18 protein-coding genes are annotated in these 21,933 nt (G+C 59.1%); 5 read left to right on the top strand and 13 right to left on the bottom strand.

Annotation, left to right across the window (positions count from 1 at the left end; translation table 11 throughout):
• Positions 1-18 precede the first annotated feature (18 nt).
• The 3 genes from B3Y70_RS14525 (at position 19) to B3Y70_RS14515 (ending at position 4,137) form a co-directional block, all read left to right on the top strand.
• On the top strand, positions 19-2,196 hold the full coding sequence (locus B3Y70_RS14525) for a putative bifunctional diguanylate cyclase/phosphodiesterase (RefSeq protein WP_011785690.1): 2,178 nt from the start codon (positions 19-21) through the stop codon (positions 2,194-2,196).
• A gap of 235 nt (positions 2,197-2,431) precedes the next feature.
• The gene (locus B3Y70_RS14520; protein WP_011785691.1) at positions 2,432-3,085 is read left to right on the top strand and encodes a class I SAM-dependent methyltransferase; all 654 of its coding nucleotides are present in this window, start codon (positions 2,432-2,434) and stop codon (positions 3,083-3,085) included.
• A gap of 44 nt (positions 3,086-3,129) precedes the next feature.
• Complete coding sequence (locus tag B3Y70_RS14515; protein ID WP_199453776.1) at positions 3,130-4,137, top strand: DUF2156 domain-containing protein; 1,008 nt, start codon at positions 3,130-3,132, stop codon at positions 4,135-4,137.
• Here B3Y70_RS14515 and murI read toward each other — a convergent pair.
• Complete coding sequence (gene murI, locus B3Y70_RS14510; protein WP_278350023.1) at positions 4,115-4,960, bottom strand: glutamate racemase; 846 nt, start codon at positions 4,958-4,960, stop codon at positions 4,115-4,117. The two genes, B3Y70_RS14515 and murI, sit on opposite strands and share 23 nt — an antisense overlap.
• Complete coding sequence (gene nudC, locus B3Y70_RS14505; RefSeq protein WP_286895013.1) at positions 4,953-5,789, bottom strand: NAD(+) diphosphatase; 837 nt, start codon at positions 5,787-5,789, stop codon at positions 4,953-4,955. Before nudC ends, murI begins: the two co-directional genes overlap by 8 nt.
• A gap of 140 nt (positions 5,790-5,929) precedes the next feature.
• Between nudC and plsB the strand changes: the two genes are divergently transcribed.
• Positions 5,930-8,401 (top strand): glycerol-3-phosphate 1-O-acyltransferase PlsB, encoded by a 2,472-nt coding sequence (plsB, locus tag B3Y70_RS14500; protein WP_288589985.1) that lies wholly within the window; start codon positions 5,930-5,932, stop codon positions 8,399-8,401.
• Between the two features lie 18 nt (positions 8,402-8,419).
• Here the strand turns inward: plsB and B3Y70_RS14495 are convergent, their stop codons facing one another.
• From B3Y70_RS14495 to ppc, 6 genes are all read right to left on the bottom strand, one after another.
• Entirely contained in the window at positions 8,420-9,256 is an 837-nt protein-coding gene (locus B3Y70_RS14495) for a class I SAM-dependent methyltransferase (RefSeq protein WP_273030340.1), read from the bottom strand.
• Positions 9,256-9,645, bottom strand: coding sequence for a UDP pyrophosphate phosphatase (locus B3Y70_RS14490; protein ID WP_273030342.1), 390 nt, complete (start codon positions 9,643-9,645; stop codon positions 9,256-9,258). The genes B3Y70_RS14495 and B3Y70_RS14490 overlap by 1 nt, the downstream gene beginning before the upstream one ends.
• 87 nt (positions 9,646-9,732) lie before the next feature.
• Positions 9,733-10,434, bottom strand: coding sequence for a tRNA (adenosine(37)-N6)-threonylcarbamoyltransferase complex dimerization subunit type 1 TsaB (gene tsaB, locus B3Y70_RS14485; protein WP_286895009.1), 702 nt, complete (start codon positions 10,432-10,434; stop codon positions 9,733-9,735).
• Between the two features lie 33 nt (positions 10,435-10,467).
• Positions 10,468-11,121, bottom strand: coding sequence for an adenylate kinase (gene adk, locus B3Y70_RS14480; protein ID WP_011785699.1), 654 nt, complete (start codon positions 11,119-11,121; stop codon positions 10,468-10,470).
• Between the two features lie 226 nt (positions 11,122-11,347).
• Positions 11,348-12,718 (bottom strand): HDOD domain-containing protein, encoded by a 1,371-nt coding sequence (locus B3Y70_RS14475; RefSeq protein ID WP_286895006.1) that lies wholly within the window; start codon positions 12,716-12,718, stop codon positions 11,348-11,350.
• Positions 12,719-12,779: 61 nt separating this feature from the next.
• Positions 12,780-15,425, bottom strand: a complete 2,646-nt coding sequence (gene ppc, locus B3Y70_RS14470; protein ID WP_153741221.1) for a phosphoenolpyruvate carboxylase — start codon at positions 15,423-15,425, stop codon at positions 12,780-12,782.
• Positions 15,426-15,527: 102 nt separating this feature from the next.
• Here ppc and B3Y70_RS14465 point away from each other — a divergent pair, with 102 nt between their 5' ends.
• Complete coding sequence (locus tag B3Y70_RS14465; RefSeq protein ID WP_199453796.1) at positions 15,528-15,764, top strand: hypothetical protein; 237 nt, start codon at positions 15,528-15,530, stop codon at positions 15,762-15,764.
• Positions 15,765-15,835: 71 nt separating this feature from the next.
• Here the strand turns inward: B3Y70_RS14465 and B3Y70_RS14460 are convergent, their stop codons facing one another.
• From B3Y70_RS14460 to cysM, 5 genes are all read right to left on the bottom strand, one after another.
• Positions 15,836-16,180 (bottom strand): hypothetical protein, encoded by a 345-nt coding sequence (locus B3Y70_RS14460; protein ID WP_011785703.1) that lies wholly within the window; start codon positions 16,178-16,180, stop codon positions 15,836-15,838.
• Positions 16,181-16,328: 148 nt separating this feature from the next.
• On the bottom strand, positions 16,329-17,168 hold the full coding sequence (gene mazG, locus B3Y70_RS14455) for a nucleoside triphosphate pyrophosphohydrolase (protein WP_023007929.1): 840 nt from the start codon (positions 17,166-17,168) through the stop codon (positions 16,329-16,331).
• Positions 17,165-19,402, bottom strand: coding sequence for a GTP diphosphokinase (gene relA, locus B3Y70_RS14450; RefSeq protein WP_288589984.1), 2,238 nt, complete (start codon positions 19,400-19,402; stop codon positions 17,165-17,167). The genes mazG and relA overlap by 4 nt, the downstream gene beginning before the upstream one ends.
• 78 nt (positions 19,403-19,480) lie before the next feature.
• Entirely contained in the window at positions 19,481-20,830 is a 1,350-nt protein-coding gene (gene rlmD, locus B3Y70_RS14445) for a 23S rRNA (uracil(1939)-C(5))-methyltransferase RlmD (RefSeq protein ID WP_014420778.1), read from the bottom strand.
• Between the two features lie 26 nt (positions 20,831-20,856).
• Entirely contained in the window at positions 20,857-21,750 is an 894-nt protein-coding gene (gene cysM, locus B3Y70_RS14440) for a cysteine synthase CysM (RefSeq protein ID WP_011785707.1), read from the bottom strand.
• Positions 21,751-21,933: the final 183 nt, after the last annotated feature.

Here is a 21,933-nt window from a genome sequence, read left to right as displayed (position 1 = left end):
AACCACGGACACACAGCCATGGCAAGCGAACAGACCACAGAGTCCTCCAGCCTTTCACGACGCCCCAGTATCCTGGTGGCAGACGACGAGCCACGCCTGCTCAAAACCCTGGCCGACCTCCTCCGGAGCCGGGGTTTTGAGGTGTCAGAAGCCCACGGTGGGCGACAGGCCTGTGAACAGCTTCACCGGCAAGCCTTTGATCTGGCCCTGCTGGATCTGAACATGCCAGAGTTGGACGGTTTCCAGGTAATGGCAGAAACCGGCCGGCTGCAGCCTGATTGCGGTGTCATTGTGGTCAGCGGAGAGTCGTCTTTCAGCACCGTCAGTCGGGCCCTGCGCCGAGGCGCACTGGATTACATCCGTAAACCCTTTGACCCGGAAGAATTGCTGGCGACTGTGGAAGGGGTTCTGGGCAAGCAGTCGCTTATTCGTGCCCATGAGATGGTTCAGTCCCGGCTGGAGAAATCCGAGGCCCTGCACCGCTATATCGTCAACAGCTCGCCGGACATCGTGTTTATGCTCGATGAAACCGGGCATATCTGCTTCATCAACAACAAGGTCGAAAGCCTGCTCGGCTATCAGCCCTCAGAGCTCTGCGGGCAGCATTTCCGCCATATACTGGATGACCGGGACGTGGCCCGTGGCACCTATGCTCTGCAGGGCCCTAATATCTCTGCCGATAATCCCCGGGTGCTGGAGGTCCGCCTGAAAACCCGGGGCAGCCGCAAGGCCACCCGGCATTTCGAGATCACCGCCTTTCCGGTAGACCCGCAAACCTGGCCCCAGACCGGCAAAACCCAGGGCGGCTGCACCGGTCAGCCTGCGCGGTATTATGGTATCGCCCGCGATGTCACCGAGCGTAAGGAGGCCGAGGCCTTCATCAATTTCCAGGCTTACCACGACCTGCTGACCCGGCTGCCGAACCGGGCTCTGTTCAAAGACCGGCTTGAACTGGCCATCACCCATGCACGGCGCAGCCAGCAGAAACTGGCCGTGATGTTTCTGGACCTGGACCGCTTCAAGGTGGTTAACGACACGCTCGGACACGCCATGGGAGATCGCCTGTTGCAGGCGGTCACGCATCGACTGGAAAAGTGCCTGCGCCGCGGAGACACCTTGTCCCGATTCGGGGGCGATGAATTCACCCTGTTATTGCCGAGCATTCACGGCCATGACGACGCAAGGAACATCGCCCGTAAACTGATCCACGCTCTGAAAGCGCCGTTCCAACTGGGGGACCACGAGGTCTTTGTGGGGGTCAGCATCGGGATTTCAGTGTTCCCGGAAGCCGGCGAGACCATGGATCTGCTGATACAGAACGCCGATATTGCCATGTACCACGTGAAAGCGCGGGGTAAGGATGGCTATCGCTTCTATTCCGACAGCATGAGCATCAACACCGCCAACCGGCTGAGCCTGGAGCGGGATCTTCGCCTGGCACTGGAACGCAACGAGCTCCGGGTGTTTTACCAGCCTCAGGTATGCTCCCGTTCCAACCGGGTGGTGGGCCTGGAGGCCCTGGTGCGCTGGCAGCACCCGGAACGGGGACTGCTCTACCCCGGGGATTTCCTGCCCCTGGCAGAAGAAACCCGGCTGGTTGGCAAACTCAGTGAACAGGTTATCGATCAGGCCTGCCGCGACGTGGGCCGCTGGATCAGCAGTGGACATTCCGACCTGCGCCTGGCGGTTAACCTCTCCCCCAGCCAGGTGGAGCACCCCAGATTCGTCGAAACCCTGATGAACCGGGTGGCCGCCCACAACTTCCCCGCCGATAACCTGGAAATCGAAATCACAGAAAATGTGATCATGAATGATCTTGAACAGATCAGCCGCAAGCTCAAGGAGCTGGCCGCCACCGGCGTGCGCATCGCCATCGACGATTTCGGTACCGGCTATTCCTCGCTCAATTACCTGCACCGTCTACCGATTCACACTCTGAAAGTGGACCAGTCCTTTGTTAAAGCCATACGCAGTGGGGAAGACGGAGCCTGCATCGTCAACGCCATTATCGCCATGGCTCACGGCCTGAAACTCGAGATTGTGGCCGAAGGTGTGGAAACCGACGACCAACTTGCGTACCTGAAAAGCCTCGGCTGTCACCAGGTTCAGGGCTTCTTCTACGGCCCCGCCCGACCCGCCGCCGACATTACACGGTTGCTGGCCAAAGATGGGCTGGCCTTCGCATATACCGGTTAAAACGATTATCGATTGTCTGACACTCAGAACCAAAACATTGACCCGGTTTGCAAAGTGTATCCTTACGTTACTTTGTGTATCCGGAAATGCGCAGTACTGCACATCTTTCAACCTACCCCTTCTCTAAGCTCGGTTTATCAGTAACCGATCACCGGAATGTCCGACAGGCTGTCGGAGCAACAATCACAATAACGGTGGCGGACAACCAGGGAACAAGAAGAAGGCAGCAGTCATCATGCGCGACAAGTACAAGTATATTGGCCCCGTCTACGACTTTCTCAGCAACCTCTACAGCGGCAAGAACATCCATCGCTGCAAGACCGCGATGCTGGATGTGGAAACGGTAAAACCCGGAGACCGCATTCTGTTTGCCGGTGTCGGCCACGGCCGGGACGCTATCCGAGCCGCAGAGCTGGGAGCGGAGGTAACGGTGGTCGATCTGTCCGAGACCATGCTGCGCAAATTCGCCGATGCCCAGCATAAAGAAGCGCCTCACCTGACCATTCGCCGCATCCACAGCGACATCATGAAGGTCGATGAATTCGAGCAGTACGACATGGTGGTCGCCAACTTCTTCCTGAATGTGTTTGACGAAGACATGATGGTCAAGGTGCTGGAGCACCTGATCCGCCTGGGCAAGGCCGATGCCAGAGTGGTTGTCGGAGACTTCTGCTACCCGACGGGCAACATCCTGTCCCGCATGTTCAAGAAACTCTACTGGTACATGGCAGTGTTCATTTTCTGGCTGTTTGCCAACAACGCCTTCCACAAGATCTACAACTACCCCGAGCACATGCAGCGCCTGGGCCTGCAGGTAACCGAGAAGAAGCACTTCAAGCTTCTGAACATGGACTGCTACTGGTCCATCCTCGGCCGAAAACAGGCCTGAACCCCTGACACCAAAAATAACAACAGGTTATCGGGAGCGTCATCATGTCAGACCAGATTCTTGCACTGGACCGTACCCACGGACTCACCGACGGACAGTTTACGTTTTCAGAGCGGGTGAACTACCTCAAGCAGTTCGGCGTGCACTCACAATCCTTCTCGACTCTGCAGCCGGGCATGCAGTACTTCGATGTTGAAGGGATGGGCTACGTGGCCTACATGCGCAAATGGGGCGGCACCTTTGTGCTGTCAGACCCGGTTTGCGCACCCGAGAACTTCCCGGTGATTCTGGAACGCTTTCACCAGAAGTTCCCGAATGCCTGCTACATCCAGGTCTCCAAACCGGTGGTGGATTTCCTGCATCTACGCTTCGGGCTCTACGGCACCCAGTTTGGCAGCGAATCCCGCATCGACCTGCGCAAATGGTCCCTCAGCGGCAAGAAAAAGCAGATTCTGAGAACCGCCCTGAACCAGGCCGAAAAGAACGGGATCACGGTGAAAGAGCGCTTCAGTGATGATCACACCCGGGAAATCTCGGAAGCCTGGATTCGCACCCGAAAATGCAAGAGCAACGAAATCCGTTTCCTGATTCGCCCGATGGAAATGGATTATCGGGAAAACGAACGGCATTTCTACGCCTATCAGGATGGCAAAGCCGTCGGCTTTATCTACTTCGACCCGATCTATCGCAATAACGAAATCATCAGTTATGTGCCCAACATCTCCCGGGCCAACGCGGATTTCCGGCAGGGCATTTTCTATACCCTGATGGCCCACGCCATGGACGTGTTCAAGGCCGAGGGTGTGCCGTTTCTGGACCTGGGCCTGATACCTCTGTCCCTGGACAAAGCCACGGAGCACCAGGAAAGCCGGCTGCTCAAGAAGATGCTCCACGGCATCTATGAGAAAGGAAACTTCCTGTACAACTTCAAGGGGCTGGAGTTCACCAAATCACGTTTCCGCGGCGATGGCTTCAAAACCTACTGCTGCCACAAGCGGGCTATTCCAGCTCTGGAGTTCCTCGCCATGTTCAAACTGACCCGGTTACTGTAACGCCGGGCCAGTGGCCGGCCACCAGCCCCACCGGGATGCCCATTTCCGACATGAACGGGCCAAGATCATCCGGCGCATCACCGGAAAAGCAGGCGCTGATCACCACCGGCCCGGAGTGGCCCGGTGGCGTCTGCGCACCGGCCAACTGCCCCGCCTGATCGAGCCACCAGGCCACGCGGCGGGCAATCGCCTCGCCAGATTCCACCCAGTGCATCACCTCCGGTAACGCCTTGCGCAACCAGGGCAACAGTAACGGGTAATGGGTACAGCCCAGAACCACCGTGTCGACACCGGCATCCCGCAGCGGCACCATGGCCTCATCCACCTCCACCTGATTCGGCGCTGAGCCACCGACCAGTTCCTCTGCCCAGCGCACCAGGGCCGGATGGCCAAGGCGGAATACCTTACAATCCCGGGCAAACTCCTGAATCAGATCATCCAGATACGGGCGTTTGACGGTTGCCGGCGTCGCCAGAAGGCCAATGCGGCGATTGGCGGAACAGGCTGCGGCCGGTTTGACCGCCGGCACCACCCCCACCACCGGCACATCAATGGCGGCCCTGAGCTCGGGCAAGACAACGGTGCTGGCGGTATTGCAGGCCACCACCACCACATCACAGGGGAACCGGGCCAGGCACTGCCGTATAAGCGTGCAACAGCGCTCGATCACCACCTGTTCGGGCTTGTCGCCATATGGAAAGCCGGCATTATCAGCCAGGTAAACAAGCTCCGCACCGGGCAACGTCTGGTGGATACAGGCGGCGACACTCAGGCCACCCACCCCGGAGTCAAACACCAGCACCCTTGGGCGACGGTCAATCATGGTGGATACCACCATTGCCGGCAGCAATCTCTGCTTTCAGGGCGTTGATTAATCGCCCTGCTATGGTGGTTTCCGGCGGAACCGGAGGATGTTCATCCACGGTAAACCAGCCGGCATCCGCCAGCTCATCTTCCTGCAACCGCAATTCGCCACTCTCGTAGTCGGCAAAAAAGCCCAGCATCAATTGATGAGGAAATGGCCAGGGCTGCGAGCCCTGGTAGCGGATATTGGTCACCGCCAAACCGGTTTCCTCCATCACCTCCCGGGCTACCGCCTGCTCCAGATTCTCGTCCGGCTCGACAAAACCGGCGATCAGACTGTAAAAATTACGGGTAACCCGCGCGGATTTTGCCAGCAGGAGGCGGTCGTCCCGGCGAATGACGGTAATGATGCAAGGGGCAATGCGCGGGTACCAGGGGATGCCGCACCGGTTGCACCAGCGTGCCCGTTCGCGGGGATGGGCTCCGGTTTTGTCTCCACAGCGGCCGCAGTAACGATGGTCCTGCCACCACTGCCAGACCTGATAACCGGTGCTGAGCAGATCCGCCGGCGCCTCGGGCGTGAGCAGCATGGCCTCACGCAGGGACAGCGTCTGCATGCCCGGCACACCCGTGTCCGGCAGCATAGTGACATACAGAGGGCGGCCCTCCCAGGTGCCCAGGGACAGCGCCTCCGGTCGGCTTCCACCCATTTCCGGGCCACCCCAGCGAAGGAACCAGCCATCAGCCGGCTTCAGAATACTGTTGCCTGAGAATGCCAGCAGCAGATCGCCCTGCTTCGGCAAAGCCTCGCTCCACCCGGGTGTCCACTGTGCCTTGTTGTCTGCCATGCCCTGTCTTTCCTGCTGCCTGTATACCAGTCCCGAAATGTACCACATCACATTCATCACCAAGAATTGGTGCGCGACTTTCCGCTACCGCCCCAACCCGTTAAACTTGGCGCCTGTTTCCAGGACCGGAGTAACCGTTTATGCGACTTTATCAGGGCATTCGCAGCCTGATCCTGTCTCTTTTCCGAAAGATCCTGTTTTTATGGGTCAGGACTGATGTCAGTGGCAATACCCTGGAAGCCCTCGGGCTGGACCCGGACAAGCCCGTCTGTTACGTGCTCCAGTACAGCTCACTGTCGAGCCGTCTGGTGCTGGAGCAGGAAGTCATCCGGGCCCGGTTGCCGGGAGCCACAGATACCTTGCCGGTCAAAAACGGGCCCTCGCATTCGTTTTTCTTCCTTTACAAACGCATTGGCGGCCTGTTTCGGGGCGGCCGGCACAAGCCGGTGCCTACCCGGGAATTTACTGATCTGGTCCACTTCGGGCTGGAACATCCGGATCAGGACGTCCAGATTGTGCCCGTCTCGCTGTTCTGGGGCCGATCACCCGACAAGGAAAAGTCCCTAGTCAAGCTACTGCTCTCAGACACCTGGTCGGTGGCGGGCCGCCTGCAGAAATTTCTGATTATTCTTGTGCATGGTCGCAACACCTACGTGCAGTTCAACCAGCCGCTGTCACTCAGGCAGGTGGTGGACGAGTATCGCGACAACGAGCAGAAGGCCAACCGCAAGCTGGCGCGAATTCTGCGAACCCACTTCCGTCGTGTACGCCAGGCGGTGCTGGGGCCGGATTTGTCGCATCGACGCACCCTGGTGGAGGGGCTGGTACGCACCCAGGCGGTCAAGGAAGCCATCCGTGAGACTGCTGCGAAGGATGATATCCCGCCGGAGAAGGTCCGCGCCAAGGCCTACAAATACGCCGACGAGATCGCCGCCAGCATGTCGATTGTCACTATTCGCTTCCTGGAACTGGTATTGGCCTGGCTCTGGAACCGGATCTACAACGGCATTGCCATCCACAACATTGGGGTAGCCAAGGAAGCGGCACAGGACAACGCTGTGGTCTACGTACCCTGCCACCGCTCCCACATCGACTACCTGCTGCTGTCCTATGTGCTCTACAAAAACGGCCTGATGCCGCCCCACATTGCGGCAGGCATTAACCTGAACATGCCCATCGTGGGACCAATCCTGCGACGTGGTGGCGCGTTTTTCATGCGCCGCAGCTTCAAGGACAACCCGCTTTACGCCACGGTGTTCAACGAGTACATGCATGTGATGTTCACCCGGGGCTACTCGGTGGAGTATTTTGTCGAGGGTGGCCGCTCCCGGACCGGCCGCATGCTGCCTCCGCGCCCGGGCATGCTGTCAATGACCGTGCGAAGCTTCCTGCGGGATCACCGCAAGCCCATCGTTTTTGTACCGGTGTACATCGGCTACGAGAAAGTCATGGAAGGGCGCTCCTACCTCGGCGAGCTGCGCGGGAAAAAGAAACAGAAAGAAAGCATTTTCGGTCTCGCCAAGACCGCTCGCAAACTGACCAACTCGTTTGGCCGCGTTGCCGTCAACTTCGGTGATCCGATCCATCTGGACAAGGTACTGGACGACGTTCACGAAAGCTGGCGCCACGAAGCCTATGACACCGAATACCGCCCGTCCTGGCTGAACCAGGCCGTTGATAATCTGTCCCAGCGTGTGGCCAGCAACATCAACGCCTCGGTGGCCGTGAACCCGATTGGCATGACGGCCACCGTTCTGCTGGGTACCGAGCGGCTGGCGATGGATGAGGGCCAGCTGATCCGCCTGCTGGACAAGTATGCTGACCTGCTCCGCGCCTATCCCTATGCCGAAACCATTACCCTGCCCGAGGGCAGCGGCCGGGACTGGATTGCCTATTGCGAGAACATGGGGCTGATTACCCGTCAGCCCCAGAAACTGGGCGACATTATTGCCCTGGAGGGCTCGAACGCCATCCTGATGACTTACTACCGGAACAACATCCAGCATCTGTTTGCTCTGCCAGCCCTCATTGCCAGCCTGTTCGAGAACAAGGCCAGCCTGAGCCGGGAAAAGATCGTTTTCCTCACCGGCGTCGCCTATCCCTACCTGCAGTCAGAGCTGTTCCTGCAGTATGACCAGGAAAAGGTAGACGCGGTGATCAATCAGTGGATTGACGTGCTGGTGGATCAGGGCCTGCTGATCAGGCTCGACGATGAACGCCTGGGACGGCCAGAGGAAGGTACCGAGGCGATGCTGCGGTCGCGGATCCTGTCCCGCTTCATCATCCAGACCCTGGAACGCTACCACATCACCCTGGGCATACTCAGAAAATATGGCTCCGGCAACCTGACGGCGGCGGAGCTGGAAGAACAGAGCACCTTGCTGGCGGAAAGGATGTCGATTCTGTTCGGCCTGAACGCACCGGAGTTCTTTGACAAGACCCTGTTCCGGAACTTCATCGCCAATATGCAGAAAAACGGCGTTCTCACAACCGATGAAGACGGCCGGCTGTGCTATGGCGAGGGTCTGGATGAAGTGGCTGAAGACGCCCGTCTGGTTCTGAGCGTGGAGAAACGCCAGGCGATCCAGCAGGTCACCATGCTCGACGCCTGACAGATCGCTGCGGCACTGTCAGGCCGGCAGCGCCCGGATCGGATAGATGTCGTAGCGACTGCTTTTACCCTCAACCCGTGCAGCCGGCTCCGGTCCGGCGATCGCGGGTGCCTTGCGGGGGCGTTTGACCACCACCCGATAGCGGGCACAGCCGAGCGCGGCCTCCAGTAGCTGGCTGGCGTCGTCATCATCACCCACCACCTGCCGGAACACCTGCATTTCCTTCTTGACCAGCGCAGACTTGTCCCGATGCGGAAACATCGGGTCCAGATAGACCACATCGACGGCTTCGGGTCCTGCCTGGTTCATCCAGTCCAGTGAGTTGCCAGAGTGCAGCGTCATTCGCGCCACAATCGGTGCACAAGCCTCATTCAGGCTAGCCCGGTACAGGCCATCGGCCAACAGGGCATGAATGATCGGGTTACGCTCGAACAGTGTCATCTGGCACCCCAGGGAGGCCAGTACAAAGGCGTCCTGGCCGAGGCCGGCGGTGGCATCAAGCACCTGCAACGGAGCGCGGGTTTTCTGCATACCCACGGCGCGCGCCACCAACTGGCCAGCGCCACCACCGTGCTCGCGCCGGTAGCCCATCTTGCCACTGACAAATTCCGCCCTGACTGGCCCGGGCGCACCTTTACCGGTTTGTTGTAACGCCAGCCCATGCTCGTCCATGAACAATAGAAGACCGTAGTCCCGAACCTGTTTGGGGGCGACCACGCCCAGCCAGTCAAGCCCCAGCTCGGTGGCCAGCGTACGGGCTACGCCCGGTTCAGCCACGGGGCTATGAGCAACGGCCAGGATGTGACGGAGAGACGAGGAATCCGGAAGCTCGGTGTGAGAGGAAGGCGACGGCATCAGACCAGAATATCAATTCCGCTCAGCACGCTGCCGCTCTCAAACTCCTGTCCGGCAGCGGCAACGCCGGCAAAAGCCGACAGCGCGCGGGCGGCAGGAAGCGGCAATTCATCTGCGCGGAAACGTTCAAGCCGGGCATCTTCCGCCGCGCGCCGGGCTTCGACACGCCGGCTGTCCAGTTCCGGGCCGGTACCACCGGGCTGTGCCGGATTACCGGGGGCGGTATCCCGATCCTGACGGGCGGTATTGAGCTGGTTGCGAACATCACCCGTGGCAAGTGCCTGGGGGTCCGCCGCCGGGGTGCGGAATACATCCGTGCGTTCCCGGGCCGGGGAGTTATTACCCGCCTGGTACAACGAAGGATTTGAGGGATTGATGCCGCCAATCATAACGCACCACCGGGGTGAGGATTCAGAGTCGTCATCGCATTATGGAGGATCTGGTGCAGAATGCAAAGACGGCGGTTGGAGCGGGGTTCACTCCCGACCGGGCAACTTCTTCCAGGCCACTTCGTCCCGGATATACACCGGTTGTGCCTGCTCTGCTGGCACCGCCTGCCCGTTCGACATTCCCTGTTCGGCCAGCTTCGCCACCTGAGCCGCTGCCGGCAACAACGTATCGTCAATGGCTGCGAGGCGTTCAACGAGTTCACCGGGCATCTGCTCTTTCAGGGTCCAGCCCTGACCGGCGCCGTACCAGTTGCCACCGGCATCCGGTGGCAGAGTCACCGCGTCAGGCGGGCAGACCCGCTCCTCGCTCAGCAACACTGGAAGCCCCGCCTCACAGCGGAACACGCCCCAGTAAACCTCCCCCATGCGGGCGTCAAAGGCCACCGCAATGCAATCACCCTCCTGCAGGGCGTGCGTTTCGATCGCCGCGAGCGCCACCGCCGCCAGGGACGACACTGGAACCACGGGGATATCCAGCCCCCAGGCCAATCCCTGGACTACACCGGTTGCAATCCGCAGCCCGGTGAAAGAGCCTGGGCCCCGGGCGAACGCCAGCGCATCGAGATCGGTTGGGGACAGGCCCTGCTCCGCGCACAATTCGCGAACCATGGGCATTAACAGGCGAGTGTGGCCCCGCGGAGCCACCTCGAATCGCTCGGTCACCCGGCCATCCAGCCAGAGTGCCGCGGAACAGCCCTCGGATGAGGTATCCAGTGCCAGAAGTTTCACAGAATCACGCCTCCTGGGCTGAGCCGGTTTCGATCACTTCAGTTGGGACAGAATCTGATCGCGAATGCTGTCGAGGCTGCCAACGCCTTCAACGCGCACATACCTGGGTGCATCGGCCGGGGCTTTCTCTGCCCAGCTCTGGTAGAAGCCCACCAGCGGCGCTGTCTGCTCATGATAGATTTTGAGGCGCTTGCGAACGGTCTCTTCCTTGTCGTCTTCACGCTGGATCAGCGCTTCGCCGGTCTCATCGTCTTTGCCTTCTACCTTGGGCGGATCGTATTTAACGTGGTAGATGCGGCCACTGCCCTCGTGTACACGACGGCCAGACAGGCGGCTGACGATTTCTTCGTCTTCAACCGAGATTTCGACTACGTAGTCGATGGCGATACCCTGGTCTTTCAGGGCCTCAGCCTGTGGAATGGTGCGCGGGAAGCCATCCAGCAGGAAGCCGTTCTTGCAATCTGGCTGCTGGATACGCTCTTCAATCAGGGCAATGATGATGTCATCAGACACCAGGCCACCAGACGCCATAACCTCTTTAACCTGCAGGCCCAGCTCGGATTCGGCTTTGACCGCAGCGCGGAGCATATCACCCGTGGAGATCTGGGGGATCTCGAAACGCTCGGTAATAAACTGGGCCTGGGTGCCCTTACCTGCGCCTGGCGCGCCTAACATAATGATTCGCATAACGTTGTGCTCCCATTGCTTTATATTATCGTTTGAAAAGTTATGGCAAAGACCTCTGCCTTTGCGACAACCTCTCGACGGCTCCGGACCGTGTATCCGGCGCACACGCACAAAAACGAGGCAGCATTATACGAACTCACACCCGGCAGAGAAAGTCGACCTCCGTATCATTGTCCGAAAGCCTGGCTGTCAGCAGCCTCAACGGCCGGTGCAGGGCTGGGAATAATCAGGAAGCGAGGGAAGACGCCAACACGTCCAGATCGGAAGCCACCTGGTCCATGTCGCTCTGAACCCGTTCCAGCACATCCGCCCGGAGCCCAAGGCTTTCAACCAGTGCCGGCAGGTCGTCAGGATTGAGTTCGTCACCGATACCACGCTCCTTGAGCATGGCATTGGCCAGCTGCACCATCTGGACATATTCCTCGTGCTCGCCATGGTATCCGATGTGCTGGTGCATGCCGGCCGCTTTGATTACGGCTTCCGGCAACTGCCACAGCCGGTGCAGAATACCGCCAATGGCACCATGACCAACAGCCAGAATATCCTGGCGCTCACTGTGGCCAAACACTTCCTGCTCGAGCGAGTGCATGCTTGCCTCCGGGTTGATTTCCCGCAGAGCATTAAGCTCTTCAAACTCCGATGGAAACAGATGCCCCACCAGTAGCAAGCCGAAGTTGTGCAGCAATCCGCACAGATAGGCGAGCCCCTTGTCGCGGCCGGAATAGGCGGCGAGGTTCTGGCACAGGAACGCGCAATAAAGCGAGTGGCGCCAGAAATTGTCCATGCCGAGCATGCCTCCGCGGGGCACATCAAACGCTCGCACCGAGGCAATACCCAAGGCAATGTGGGCAACCCGGTCAAAGCCGAGGACCCGGGTGACCGCTTCCTGTACAGAGTTTATCTGGCCGGGGTAGTTGAACAGCGCTGATCGGGCATAGCGCATGATCTGCGCGGTCATACTGGGGTCAAATTCAATCAACTCGGCCAGCTCTTTGGCCGTCGCTTCTGTGTTGGCGGTCAGCCGCAGGATTCGCAATGCCAGAGCCGGCATTGGCGGCAGCCGATAAAGCTTTTGCAGTTTGTCTGCCACGTCTTCCAGAGTCAGGGCTTCGCGATCTTCCACGCCCTGACCACGAATAACCAGATGCCCCTGCCGGGCGCCAGCCTGAGCCAGGCGGAAGGCCCGGCCGTCCATTTCAACCAGGCTGTGGTCCGTGCCGCCGGAGAAGATCACACTTTCGGCTGTCACTACATCTTCATCCACCAGAACCGGCAGCTCCCAGGCGGCTCCGATCGGAGGTACGAATCCGGCGTCACAGTCTCCGAACAACCGGGAAGTCTGGCGCGCCGTCAGCGGCTGCAGGCGCCGACCGGTGAACTGGTGCACGGCATCCATATCAAGCGTGCTGTCAAAACGGTGTACCACCATAACCACCCCATTGATATCGATCAGCAGGGTCGCCTTGATAAAGTCATGCTGGGGTTTACCCGAAGCAAGCACCGCCGCGTCCAGATTGGCAACGGGCTCCGTTTCCAGTGGCTGGTAGGTAATGCCCTTGCGGGCCAGAAAACGCGAAAGCCTCTCCGACAATGCCAACGGGGGTAACTCCTTAAAGCAAATGGGCCGGGGCTGTCCGGCCCCGGCCTTATTATGCACCTTAACCGGTATTTCGCATACCGGCAGAAATTCCGGCCATGGTCACCTTCAGCGCCCTCTCGACCATTTCCGGCACCTTTCCTGCCCCCTCGCTTTCCCGGTCACGCCTGAGCAATTCTGCCTGCAAATAGTGCAGCGGATCAGTGTAGGGATTCCGAACTTTCATTGAATGGGCAAACACCGGCTCCTGCTCCAGCAGAGTCTGTTGCTGTTTGAGCTCCAGCAGACGCTCAATGCAGCCCTGCAAACGCTGCCTCAGGCTCTGGCCAAGCGCCAGCAAGTGCTCGTCCTCAACCAGGGTCTGCTCGTAATAGCTGGCAATACGCAAATCTGCCTTGGCGAGGACCATTTCCAGCATATCCACGTAGGTGCGGAAGAACGGCCAGCCCTGCATCATCTCCCGCAGCTCGGACAGGCGGTCCGCCTGGGCCGCCTCTTCGAGGGCAACATCACTGCCCAGCCAGCTGGGCAGCATCAACCGCATCTGGGTCCAGGCAAAAATCCACGGAATGGCTCTCAGGCTTTCAACGCCCCCTGTGGCCTTGCGCCGGGCCGGCCGGCTGCCAAGGGCAAGTTTACCCAAAGCCGTTTCCGGTGTGACCTGGCGGAAGTAAGGCACAAAATCCGGATTCTCACGGACCACCTCACGGTAGGACCGCAGCGAACGCTCGGTCAGCCAGTCCATCACCTCGCGCCACTCATCCTTTGGCACAGGTGGTGGCGCCAGGGTCGCCTCAATCACCGCGGTGGTGTACAAGGTCAGACTCTGCACCGCCAGCCTCGGCAGACCAAATTTAAAGCGGATCATCTCGCCCTGCTCGGTAATCCGGAAGCTGCCGTTCACCGAGCCCGGCGGCTGGGACAGAATCGCCCGATTCGCCGGACCACCGCCCCGGCCTACGGTGCCGCCGCGGCCATGAAACAGAGTCAGATGCACTCCATACCGATTGGCCACTTCGGTCAGCTTCTCCTGGGCCTGGTACTGGGCCCAGGCCGCCATCAACTGGCCGGCATCCTTCGAGGAGTCTGAATAGCCGATCATCACTTCCTGGCGCCCGCTGCAGTATTCCCGATACCAGTCCACCTCGTACAGGGCCGCCATACTGTCGGGAGCCCCCTTGAGATCATCCAACGTTTCGAACAGCGGCACAACGCGCATGGGGAAAGTCATCCCCGCTTCCCGCAGCAGCAAAATCACGTTTAAAACGTCCGAGGGCTTGCTGGCCATGGAAATCACATAGGAACCCAGGGCTTCCGGTGTCTGGCCAGCGACCACCTCGCAGGTTGCCAGCACCTCGCGCACCGGCTCGGAGGGTTGCCAATTCCGGGGCACCAGGGGGCGCCGCCCCTTCAGTTCCTTGACCAGAAACGCCTGGCGCTCCTGTTCCGACCAGGACAGATAGTCACCCAACCCCAGGTAGTTCACCATCTCTGCCACCGCCTCGGCGTGGCGTGAGGCCTCCTGGCGGATATCCAGTCGGATCAGTGGCAGGCCGAAGGTGTGCGCCCGGCGAATGGTATCCAGCAGCGGACCATTGGCAATGGCTTCCAGCCCGCACTCCATCAGGGAGCGATAGCACAATTCCAACGGCCCGGTGAGATCCTCATTCTCGAACAGAATGCCCGAATCGTCTGCCGGCTCGCCCTTGACGCTGGCTTCGGCCCAGTCCCGGGTCTTGATCAGGCGTTCCCTCAACTGGGCCAGCACCTGGCGATACGGCTCCCGGGAATCTCCCACCTCGGCCCGCAATTCATCGCTTGCCTGCCACATGGAAAGCTCTGCTCTCAGCGCCTGGATATCGCGCAGATAGAGATCTGCGGCCATCCAGCGACCAAGCAGAAACACTTCCCGGGTCACTTCGTGGGTGACATTGGGGTTGCCATCACGGTCTCCCCCCATCCACGAGGCAATTCGGATCGGCGACACCTGCAACGGAAGCCCCTGACCGGTCGCCTCCGACAGCGAGGTGTCCAGGCTACGGAGAAATTTCGGCAGCGCCTGCCAGAGACTGTTCTCGATAACGGCGAAGCCCCACTTGGCCTCGTCCACGGCGGTCGGCCTTTCATGCCGAATCTCGTCGGTATGCCAGGCCTCGGCAATCAACAGCGACAACCGGTCAACAATTTCCTCCCGTTCACCGGGCATCAGGTCGTCATGATCCAGCCTCGACAGGCAATCGGACATTTCATCGTACTTGAGGATCAATGTACGCCGGGCCACTTCGGTGGGGTGCGCGGTGAGCACAAACTCTATGCGTAAATCTGCAACCTTCCGATGCAACTCTTGCGGGTCTATCCCCCCGGACTTCAGCCGATCAAACACGTCCCCCAGGGATTCCACCATCAGATCTGACGGATGCCCCTGCTTGCGACGAATTCCATGGTACTGCTCAGCCAGGTTGGCAAGATTAAGGAACTGGTTAAAGGCTCGGGTCACCGGTAACAGCTCATCATCGCTGAGCTGGCCCAGGAGCTTCACCAGGCGTTGTCCGGAACCGCTTTCCTGGCGCCGGTCAGCCTTGGCGGCGGCGCGGATTTCTTCAATGCGGTCGTAGCAGTCCTGTCCGGGGAATCGGAGTATGCTCTGGCCAAGCAGATCGCCCAGCAAACGTACGTTTTCTCGAAGATCCGGGTGCAGTTCGGTCACGGCAGGTTCCTTCTGAATTGACGGAAACAATCTAAACTTACGATACTAGGGAGCAACGCAGAAAGTCTATTGACGATTCAACCACTTCGCTCAGGAGCTGACATGAAAGTGACCGATCTGCCCCAGCATTGGGAAAAGGAAAAACAGGCCCAGGAGCGCAGCCATGAATACAACCTGCGCCTGCCTCTGGAAGATGCCGCACGGATTGCGGCCCTGGCGGAACTCTACCCGGACCGGAGCGAAAGTGAGATCCTGAACGACATGATTGCCGCCGCTCTGGACGACCTGATCAGCCAGGGCCCGCTGAAAGATCGATTGGCAGAACAGAAGAAGTCGTAATACAAACAACAACGCCGGGCTGAGCCCGGCGTTGTTGTTACAGAATCTATGGCAATGGGTGTTGGCAACCGTCAGGCAACCGACTCCAACTGGCGGGCCTTGAGGCGCTTGATGTGTTTCTGGCTCAGGGCAACGAATTGCGGTGTCAGGCCTTTGTCCTCATAGATTTCAAAGCCATCCTCGTCGTAAGCCACAACCTTCTCACCCTGAACGTAGGGGAAACTGGTTTCCAGCTCGTCGAGAGCGGCGGAGATCAGATCCCGCATCAGATCCTGAGTGGACTTCATCGGATACAATGCCGCAAGCTTCTGCAAGCGGTCATGATGCTGGTCAGCCAAAGACAGATAGGCGGCGTCCCGGGTCAGTCTTCCACGGCCGTGTTTATCCCAGTGCTTGACCAGATCTTTGATCTTCATGGTGCCTTCACTCCTGCATCTTGTTTGATGGCACAACGCACTTTTTCAGTGCGACTGTTCCCGGAAGTGTAGACGAAGAATGACAGGCCGGTGACGGAAAATTGGTAACGGATTGTACCTATCGGTGACAGTTTCCAGTTCCGCTTCCCTACTCCTTTTCCACCCCTTTCACGCTCTGCCACACGGCATCCAGCGCTTCCAGGGTTTCTTCATCCAGATTACGACCTTCTTTTTCCAGCACCCGCTCAATGGCACGGAACCGGGCATCAAACTTGTGATTGGTTCGCTTCAGGGCCTGCTCGGGATTTACTTTCAGGAAACGTGCCAGATTTACGCAAACAAACAGCAGGTCACCCAGCTCGTCCTCAACCGCATCCAGATCTCCGGTACCGGCCTCGGCCATTTGCCAGGCTTCCTTAAGCTCGTCGATCTCTTCGTGAAGTTTGTCGAACACCGGGCCGATATCCGGCCAGTCGAAGCCATGCCGGGCCGCACGCCGTTGCAGTTTTTCCGCCCGGGCCATGGCCGGCAGAGTGCGGGCAATACCGTCCAGACGGCTGGCCGGAGTATCCGCCACCGGCTTCTCAGCACGCTCCTCGGCCTTGATGCGCTCCCAGCTTTCCTTGATCCAGGCTTCGTCGGGTCGATTATCCGGATCGATACGACTCTCCAGCGTGCCCCCCGGAAACACGTGGGGATGGCGCCGAACCAGCTTGCGAACCAGATGGTCAACAATGCCATCAAACTCAAAGTGGCCGGCTTCTTCTCCCATGCGGGCATAGAAGATGACCTGGAAAAGAAGATCTCCCAGTTCGTCTTTCAGATGTGGGAAATCCTCCTGCTCGATGGCGTCAGCGACTTCGTAAGCTTCTTCAATCGTGTGAGGCACGATGCTGGCAAAGGTCTGTTTGGTGTCCCAGGGGCAACCGGTGTCCGGATCCCGGAGCCGGGCCATCAGGTGTTTCAGATCTTCGATGCTGTAACTCATCCGCGTTTCCGCCTTACGTCGATGATGTTCGGCAGGTTCCGAATCTGGGCCAGCAGCCGCGCCAACTGCTCCAGACTGGAGATTTCCACCGTCACCCGCATAGTGGCCGTGTTTTCGTCTTTGTTGGTCACGGTGTTGAGAGACAACACATCACTGCGGGACGAAGACAGCACCTGGGTGATGTCTCGCAGCAGACCGGATCGATCGTAGGCCTCGATTTCGATATCCACTGGATAGACCGCCGCCGGCTGCCCGCCCCAGTTCACTTCAATGATGCGGTTCGGTTCAAATTCCCGCAGATTCAGGAACGTGAGGCAGTCCTGGCGATGCACGGTCACGCCGCGGCCCACGGTGATATAGCCTCCGATCGGGTCTCCGGGCAGCGGCTTGCAGCACTTGGCCACCTGAGTTTTCAGCTTGCCAACACCAAGTATCTGGATATCGGATTCAGTGTCGTAGGGCTTTTTCCGGTTCGGGGTCAGCTTAAGATCCAGCTGTTCAGACCGGGGCTCCAACAGTTGCTGAGCCACATTGGCCACATGAGTAGGCCGCAGATCTCCCGCCCCGATGGCGGCAAACATATCATCAATGCTGTGGTAGTTGACCTTGGCCGCCAGTTGTTCCAGCTCCACATCAAACAGCGACAGGCGCTTGAACTCGTCTTCCAGAATAGCGCGGCCGTCAATGACATTGCGGTCACGGTTCTGCTGTTTGAACCAGTGTGTAACCTTCGCCCGGGCCCTGGACGTCTGAATATAGCCCAGGCTCGGGTTGAGCCAGTCCCTGCTGGGAGCCGGATTGTTGGAAGTCAGAATAAATACCTGATCCCCGGTCTTGAGCGGGTAAGTCAGCGGAACGATGCGGCTGTTCACCCTGGCACCCCGGCAGGCATGACCAATTTCGGTATGCACCCGGTAGGCAAAATCCACCGGCGTGGCGCCCTGGGGCAGGTCTACCACATGGCCTTCCGGCGTAAACACATACACCCGGTCTGAGGCCACGTCTGATTTCAGATGATCCGCCAGTCCGGAAATGTCGCCCAGCTCCTCCTGCCACTCCAGAACCTGGCGCAACCAGTTGATCTTGGCGTCGTAGCCGGTGGATTTGTTCCTGGTATCGGTGCCCTTGTACAGCCAGTGGGCACATACGCCCAGTTCCGCTTCTTCATGCATGGCATGGGTGCGAATCTGCACCTCCATGACCTTGCCTTCCGGGCCGATCACCGCCGTGTGCAGCGACTGATAACCGTTCTCCTTGGGGTTGGCAATGTAGTCATCGAACTCGTTGGGAATGTGGCGCCACAGGGTGTGAACAATCCCCAGCGCGCCATAGCAATCACGCACTTCCGGCACCAGAATGCGCACGGCACGGACATCGTATACCTGGGAAAAATCGATTCCCTTACGACGCATCTTCCGCCAGATACTGTAGATGTGCTTGGCCCGCCCGCTGAGCTCGGCCTTGATACCGGAAGCCTTGAGCTCGGTTTGCAGGGTATCAATCACCCGGCGGATGTAGCTTTCACGGTCCAGCCGTTTCTCATCCAGCAACTTGGCGATTTTCTTGTACGCGGAGCCATGCAAGTAGCGGAACGAGAGATCTTCCAGCTCCCATTTGATGTGGCCGATACCAAGCCTGTGCGCCAACGGAGCATAGATGTCGAAGACTTCCCGGGCCACGCGCATGCGTTTTTCTTCCGGCGCATCTTTCACTGCGCGGATAGCGCAGGTGCGCTCTGCCAGTTTGATGAGCGCCACCCGAACGTCATCAATCATGGTGACCAGCATCTTGCGGACATTGTCCAACTGGCCTTCGCTCTGCCCCAGGACATTGCCCTTGAGCGGATGATGGATGGACGAAATCGCAGCCATCTGCTGCACGCCGTTAATCAGCCCCGCCACTTCATCGCCGAATTCCTTGCGAACCTCTTCAAGCGGCACCCGTTCTTCACGCACCGCCCGATAGAGCACGGCGGCAACCAGGCTGGCCTGATCAAGATGCAGCTCTGCCAAAACCTGCGCCATTTCCAGACCGGTCCGGAAACTGCTGGCACCGGGCGCCCACAAGCGGTCTTCCCGGAACGCCTGAACGGCGATCTGGGCGGCTTTCTCACAAGCCCTCCGAAGCTGACCCGGGTCCTCGAGATGAGTCTGTTCAGCGATGTGCTGCACGCAGCGGTCTATATCGACCTCGCCGTCACCGCTGATCGAATAGTCTTCCCGAACTTTTACCATGGCAGAGCTTTACCCATTTGTTTTCCGGTTATTCTCACGGCCATCCTGGCCGTTCCGTTGCATACCCCCGAAACCCGGTCAGTCTGCGCTACGCTCAAACAACGCAATGGACTCAACGTGGGTGGTATGGGGGAACATATCCATCACACCGGCCTGTACCAGCCGATAACCATTGCGCACCATCACCCCGGCATCCCGCGCCAGGGTAGCGGGGTTGCAGGACACGTAAACAATGCGGTTGGCACCGAAAGCGGTCAGATACTTACAAATCTCCTCCGCGCCTGAACGAGGCGGATCGATCAGAATCTTGTCAAACCCCTCTTTTGCCCAGGATTGCCCGGTGAAATCCCCGTGCAGATCTGCCCCGTGGAATTCCACATTGGAGAGATCGTTCAGGCGGGCGTTTTCACGGCCGCGAACCACCATGGCATCGTCGCCCTCCACACCCACAACCTGCCCGCCCTTGCGGGCCAGTGGCAGCGTAAAGTTGCCCAGGCCGCAGAAAAGATCCAGTACCCGCTCACCGGGCTGGACGTCCAGCCACTCGACCGCGCGGTGCACCATATTGCGGTTGATGCCGGCGTTCACCTGGGTAAAGTCCATGGGATGGAAGGCCATGGTGAGGTCAAACTCATCCATACGATAGGTCAGGCGTTCATCGTCCCGCCCGCCGGATTCCGGCCAGATCCGGTGCACGGTGTCCGGGCCCTTGGGCTGCAGATAGATATGCAAGTCATGGGCCTGACCAAAGGCGATCAGCTTTTCCCGGTCGTCCGGCACCAGGTCATCCATGTTCCGGAACACCATGGCAGCCGTATCATCGCCACAGGCCACTTCTACCTGGGCAATCCGGTCAAATGCCGCCATGCCATGTAGCAACTCCCGAAGAGGCTCGATTCGCTCACCGATCCGGGGATCCAGTACCACGCAGCGGTCAATATCGGTCAGAAAGCTATTGCGCTTCTCCCGGAAACCAACCAGCACCGACTCCCGGGCCTTCACATAACGTACGCCCAGCCGCGCCTTGCGACGATAGCCGAGGCTATCCGGAGAACGCATCGGAGCCACCCACTGCTCCGGTTCAATGCCCCCAAAGTGGGCAAAATGCTCGCGCAGGGTATTTTCCTTGAACCGTATCTGGGCATCGGCGCTCATGTGCTGAAGACTGCAACCACCGCAAAGATCGGCAAACTCACAGGGTGGCTGCTGGCGGTCAGGGGCTGCTTCCAGCACTTCGGTTGTGCGCAGCTCATCAAACCGGCTGCGGGTGCTGACCATTTTGGCCATCACGGTTTCGCCCGGCAGGGCTCCGTCAACAAACTGGGTTTTGCCATCAGCGCGGGCAATGCCCCGGCCATCGTGGCTCAGGGTCTCGATTTCACAACGCACGGGCTCCTTGGGCAGAACCTTGCGGCGACGCTTACTCATATAGAATTCTCTTGATTGGGGGCCACTCAGGCGCCGGGAAACACACCGGTGGAGAGGTAACGGTCTCCGCGGTCACAGATAATGGCCACGATCACGGCGTTTTCAACCTCACGGGACAATTTCAGGGCCGCTGCAATGGCACCGCCGGAGGACACACCACAGAAAATGCCCTCTCGCTCGGCCAGTGCCCGCATAGTGTCCTCGGCTTCCTGCTGGCCAATATCCAGAACCTGGTCGACCCGGCTGGCATCGTAGATTTTCGGCAGGTAAGCCTCCGGCCAGCGGCGAATACCCGGAATCGAAGCCCCATCCTCTGGCTGCAGGCCGATAATACGGATATCGGGATTGCGCTCTTTCAGGTAACGGGACACGCCCATGATGGTACCGGTGGTGCCCATGGAGCTGACAAAGTGCGTAACCCGCCCGGCAGTCTGCTCCCAGATTTCCGGGCCCGTGGTGTGATAGTGGGCCGAAGGGTTATCGGCATTGCTGAACTGGTCCAGAACCTTGCCCTTGCCCTCGGCCTCCATTCGAATGGCCAGATCCCGGGCGCCTTCCATGCCCTGCTCACGGGAAACGTTCACCACCTGGGCGCCGTATGCACGCATGGAGGCCCGGCGCTCCTCACTCAGGTTATCAGGCATGATCAGCACCATTCGGTAGCCCTTGATGGCCGCGGCCATGGCCAGCGCGATACCGGTATTGCCGGAGGTGGCTTCAATCAGGGTGTCCCCGGGCTTGATCTCGCCCCGGCGTTCAGCCTCCTGGATCATGCTCAAAGCCGGCCGGTCTTTCACCGAACCTGCCGGGTTGTTCCCCTCCAGTTTTGCCAGGATGACGTTACTGGTGTCTCCCGGCAGACGCTGCAGACGCACCAGGGGTGTATGGCCGACATAATCTTCAATGGTGGGGAAAATCATATTGAAACCCTGTGATACACTTTCGGATTCGAATCATACGCGTTATGGCCGCCTTGTCCCAATACAGCTTGTCGCTATATCCATGACCTGCGGCTATAACTGTCTGTTTCCGGGATAACGGCCACGGTTATATCATTGCCGTTCAGCTATGCTGACAAGGAAGTATCCACCAGCAGGCGCTCC

Origin of the sequence: Marinobacter sp. UBA5687 (genome assembly GCF_002420325.1) — a bacterium.
GTDB lineage: Bacteria > Pseudomonadota > Gammaproteobacteria > Pseudomonadales > Oleiphilaceae > Marinobacter > Marinobacter nauticus.
This window is presented reverse-complemented; position numbering and strand designations above follow the sequence as displayed.

Excerpts from the sequence above, each read along its gene's own strand:
- cysM (WP_011785707.1), bottom strand. The coding sequence starts at position 21,750 with ATGATTTTCCCCACCATTGAAGATTATGTCGGCCATACACCCCTGGTG.
- plsB (WP_288589985.1), top strand. The coding sequence starts at position 5,930 with ATGCGACTTTATCAGGGCATTCGCAGCCTGATCCTGTCTCTTTTCCGA.
- B3Y70_RS14525 (WP_011785690.1), top strand. The coding sequence starts at position 19 with ATGGCAAGCGAACAGACCACAGAGTCCTCCAGCCTTTCACGACGCCCC.
- adk (WP_011785699.1), bottom strand. The coding sequence starts at position 11,121 with ATGCGAATCATTATGTTAGGCGCGCCAGGCGCAGGTAAGGGCACCCAG.
- B3Y70_RS14495 (WP_273030340.1), bottom strand. The coding sequence starts at position 9,256 with ATGCCGTCGCCTTCCTCTCACACCGAGCTTCCGGATTCCTCGTCTCTC.
- B3Y70_RS14460 (WP_011785703.1), bottom strand. The coding sequence starts at position 16,180 with ATGAAGATCAAAGATCTGGTCAAGCACTGGGATAAACACGGCCGTGGA.
- nudC (WP_286895013.1), bottom strand. The coding sequence starts at position 5,789 with ATGGCAGACAACAAGGCACAGTGGACACCCGGGTGGAGCGAGGCTTTG.
- mazG (WP_023007929.1), bottom strand. The coding sequence starts at position 17,168 with ATGAGTTACAGCATCGAAGATCTGAAACACCTGATGGCCCGGCTCCGG.
- murI (WP_278350023.1), bottom strand. The coding sequence starts at position 4,960 with ATGATTGACCGTCGCCCAAGGGTGCTGGTGTTTGACTCCGGGGTGGGT.
- B3Y70_RS14465 (WP_199453796.1), top strand. The coding sequence starts at position 15,528 with ATGAAAGTGACCGATCTGCCCCAGCATTGGGAAAAGGAAAAACAGGCC.
- B3Y70_RS14490 (WP_273030342.1), bottom strand. The coding sequence starts at position 9,645 with ATGATTGGCGGCATCAATCCCTCAAATCCTTCGTTGTACCAGGCGGGT.
- rlmD (WP_014420778.1), bottom strand. The coding sequence starts at position 20,830 with ATGAGTAAGCGTCGCCGCAAGGTTCTGCCCAAGGAGCCCGTGCGTTGT.
- relA (WP_288589984.1), bottom strand. The coding sequence starts at position 19,402 with ATGGTAAAAGTTCGGGAAGACTATTCGATCAGCGGTGACGGCGAGGTC.
- B3Y70_RS14515 (WP_199453776.1), top strand. The coding sequence starts at position 3,130 with ATGTCAGACCAGATTCTTGCACTGGACCGTACCCACGGACTCACCGAC.
- B3Y70_RS14520 (WP_011785691.1), top strand. The coding sequence starts at position 2,432 with ATGCGCGACAAGTACAAGTATATTGGCCCCGTCTACGACTTTCTCAGC.